At 52.2% G+C, this 3974-nt stretch carries 3 protein-coding genes; 1 reads left to right on the top strand and 2 read right to left on the bottom strand.

The features are described from left to right. Nucleotides 1–24 precede the first annotated feature (24 nt). Nucleotides 25–216: a hypothetical protein gene (locus F4Y39_07155; protein ID MYC13493.1), complete on the top strand. Its 192-nt coding sequence runs from the start codon at nt 25–27 to the stop codon at nt 214–216. Between the two features lie 91 nt (nt 217–307). On the opposite strand, the gene F4Y39_07150 is transcribed toward F4Y39_07155, so the two are convergent. Both F4Y39_07150 and F4Y39_07145 read right to left on the bottom strand, forming a co-directional pair. Further along, on the bottom strand, nt 308–1405 hold the full coding sequence (locus tag F4Y39_07150; protein ID MYC13492.1) for a Rieske (2Fe-2S) protein: 1098 nt from the start codon (nt 1403–1405) through the stop codon (nt 308–310). 124 nt (nt 1406–1529) lie between these two features. Further along, a complete protein-coding gene (locus F4Y39_07145) occupies nt 1530–3893 on the bottom strand; it encodes a hypothetical protein (GenBank protein MYC13491.1) in 2364 nt (787 codons plus the stop codon). Between the last annotated feature and the right edge of the window lie 81 nt (nt 3894–3974).

Genomic DNA, 3974 nt, shown 5'->3' with positions numbered 1-3974 from the left:
CGCCATGGGACGGTCGGAAACGCCTTGCGCAGGCTTCCGTGGGGCCGTAAAGCGGTCATCACAGGATCGAAGCTGGCTGAAGTACTGCGGCTCTTTCCGAAGGGCTCTGCGGAAGTCATCCGACTCCTGGATCGGACCGCGGAGGCTTATATCGCGGGCGGCAAGGCGGGTATCTTTACGCCGCTGTACTGTTTCTTGGCTCGCAAGCCTCTTTAGGCCCGCCTGGCGCGCCTTCGCGCGGGACCCTCAAGTCAGAGGCCTCTCCGGAACCGCCAGCCGTACATGATGCGCCCTCATCGGCTACCGCCTAATCAGAGATCGAATCCCCACTTCCCATCGCGACCATCGGATCAGGATAGAACTGCTGGCAATACCGGCGGTACTTCCCTATGGGGCCGTCGGCGCGGCACAACCTGGGAGGAGACCGATACTTCTTCTTTTCCCAGATCACCACATCCTGCAGGACATCCTGTTTCTGTTGTGACATTAAAATGCGATTCATCAACCTGTGCCGCAGCTTCATCGGCAGAAATCCCAGACCTGAGATGAATCGTCGGGGCCTGCGGATTTCCCGCATTTGGCTGACCAACACAAGATCAATGAGGGTGCCGTCAATGGGTGTTGCGAGTACCCACAATCTCGCATTTATATCGATAGTTTTCTCGTGGATTTCGACGAAGGAGTAGCCCAGTCCATAGACGTGGGTAATGGCCGAGGTTTCATACACGAGGTTCTTTACACCCAGGATCCTGCGAACGCGTTTGAAGTCGAAGCAACTCTTCAAATAGGCACCATCTACCGTTACCGAACCGATCGGATTCACATTGTCGTAACCATGCACATAGCGTAGATGTCCCAGATCTACAGAATTCTCGGTTGTTTCCTGGGGATGTCCACGGAACCGGAGTATGTTGAATCCCAGTTCACACCACTCTTGTCCAGTGGTTGGCTCGTTTGGCAGGTCCCACTGCGGCGGCCGACCGCCGTTCCCGAACCAGGCGAAGACCATGCCGAGAATCTCTCTGGTCTCATATACTTTCAGTCTCGCGGCTCTGGGGGCCGGGGCGTTTGGAGTCGCAACGCATTGGCCGGTCGTATCGAACTCAAATCCGTGAAACGGACAGACAAGGCGACCATTGCATACCTGACCACCGACCTCCGGACCCAGGTGCGAACCCAGGTGAGGGCATACCGCGTCAGCCACGCAGACACGGCCTGACTCGTCGCACCATGCGACGATTTCTTCGCCCAGCCACGTCTTCTCGATCAGTTTCTCTCGCAGAATGGATTCGCGGCTTGCGACTAAATACCATCCCTCGGGGAACGGCGGTAGCGCATCAGCGTCAGTCATGACCGGTCTATTCGTATCACTGGTTCGTAAGTCACCAGATTCTGTCAAAGACATAAAGGTCTCATCCTCAGGAGTTTCCCAAAGGCACCCTGAACAGCGCCGATTTCAAGAGATATTCCCATGCAAAATCACCAAACATCTATAAGCTATTTACGGCAGGTGGACAAGGTCAAAGATTTTATATTCCAAATCCGCCGCGTCGGTGCTCGAGTTTTATTTGCGGGATGTCCTTAATATTGATCTTAAAAAAGAACCCCTTATTAAAACCCGCGGGATACCACGAAAACCGCGCTTCCCAACAGTGCAGATCGCGGTAAACCGATAGGCTTTGCGCCGAGATTTTGGCATCGGGCAGAACATCGATATTGATCGAATAGTCAATTCTTATAAATTGGCGAGGATTGATGCCAATATCTGCTTTGATCCAGGATGTTTTGCTCGTGGTATTGCCGAATCGCCGCATCGCAATATAATGAGAGAGATTGAATCGCCACGGCTGGCTGGCACCGCCGAAATCGCTGTACAAATCGCGTTCAAAGCCAAAATCTGCGCCATATCCCCCCCTGTATCCACCGCCATATCCAGCATCATATCCATCCTCATACCCAGGATCGTATCCATCGGGAAGAGCGGACTGGATAACCATATTGCCTCGTCCACCTTGACCACCGGAAAAACGGAAATTGGAGGTAATGGTCAGGTTCTGCAGACGCGGATGCAAAAGCGCCCGTTGGCCTGTGCTGTCATAGAGCGTATGGGTCATCGCAATGCGGACATCCACGCGGCGATCGGGTTTGAGAGACGCGCTGGTGCGAAGCGGTCGCCATTTTTGTCTCGGCGCGTCAAAATCGTATCCCGTTGACAAATTGAGCGTCGCCAGAGTAAAGCGACGCACATCGTCGTCGCGCTGAGTTTTGAGTTCAAAAGTATTGCCGATATTAAAATTTATGCTGCGTCTGGCATCGTCCCATCTGCGATTGCCTCCAAACCCCATTGTTCCTTGAAAGATGCTTCCCGATTGGTTGTAATTGAAATTGAGCCGGGGCTGAAAGCGATGCCGAATGCCGCGCAACCGACCGATTTGCGGTTGGAATATGCCGTATAATGTCGTACCCGAAGACAGTGCCGCGTTGTAAGACGTGCGTCGGGTTGTAGAATCGGTATCGCTATATATAAATTCTTCGCCAAAATTAAAGCCCGGCGTGAGATCGAGCCAGCCCAGGGGACGGTGTTGACTGTTGACGGTGACGCGATTTTGAATAGAGACGCGCTCTGTATTGGGTACCGGGTCGGGATTGCGCGCAAAATTATTGGATAGCGTACTCGAAAAACCATAGTAAAACGCGCGATACCACGGCCCCGTAACAGATGTGGGTTCATTACCTCCAAATATGCGGCGTCTGTTTTGTCGAAAGCTGAGGCGGGGAAAGCCCTGAAAGCTATTGTTTTTTGCCCTCAGGTCTCGGTAATACGTCAAGCTGCCGTCAATGCTGCGCCCGGATTCTGTCCAGCGTTTATCAAAAGAAAAACTGGATCTCAATTGCCGATTGAGATAGCGATAGAGATTATTGCTATTGCGTCGGTCAAAATTGGTACTGGTGGAAAACTGCCCGCTCCCCCTGATATTGGTCGTGGCGTTGATGCGTTGCTGGTGTTGCAAATTGAAGCGCCAATTGTGGGCATTACCATCACCTGAAGTGTCGTGGTCGTATCCAATGTCCATTGAGCCGCTGAACCGATTGCGCCTGGCATAGGCAAATCGCGATTCGAGCAAAAATCCACCGCGCTCGCGCAAAGTGCTCTTAACCGTGGCATCCCAGTATTCACTCGGCGCAAAATAATATCCCACATTGTGAACAAAAATGCCATCGCGGCTGTTGCTGCCCACGCCCGGCGTGAGCAAGCCCGATTGCCGCCCGCGCTTGACTGGAAAAACGAAAAAGGGAACCCAGAAAATGGGAATCGGACCAATGCGAAAAGTAACAGACCGCCCAATCGCTTTGTCGTCTTGCAAAATACGCACATTTTTGCACAAAAAATCGTAGTGTACATGGTCGCGATCACATGTGCTCAAAGAGAGATTCAGTGCATTTAATGCTTTTTGACCATCGAGTGCGATATGGGCACCGCGATAGTGTTTGCGCTGATGTGACGCGCGTCCATCTCGCACGCTGCCGCGTTCTGTATTGAGATCATAGACCATGTACTCGCCCGATATTTTTTCGCTACCGCGGGTAAATTGGGGTGGTCCCACGGTTTTTGCTCCGGTAGAATCGGGCAATGCGCGTGCTGTGACGTGCCGGGTGTTTTGATCGTACGTGATATGACCGGCTTTGAGTTGCAGGTCGCGATAGCGCAAGGTGGCATTGCCGGTCAATTCCACGCGCTTAGTCTGTACATGATAAACGACCTCGTCCGCGTCAAACCCTATAGAATCGCCAGCGGCTTTTTGCGGCAAAACAGGTTGGCACCATCCCGGCGCAATCGCAAATAACAGGAACAAAACGAGCCACACGGCTTGTGTTTTATTATAGATATTCATAATTTTTAGAAATGTGTTGCGGATTTTTTGGAGTACAAACGTAAATTCGAGAAATGGAAAAGTCAACAGGGGTTCCACGAC

It is taken from the genome of Gemmatimonadota bacterium, from assembly GCA_009838845.1.
Taxonomy (GTDB): domain Bacteria; phylum Latescibacterota; class UBA2968; order UBA2968; family UBA2968; genus VXRD01.
The sequence above is the reverse complement of the archived record's forward strand: the minus strand, read 5'-3'. Positions and strand labels throughout refer to the sequence as shown.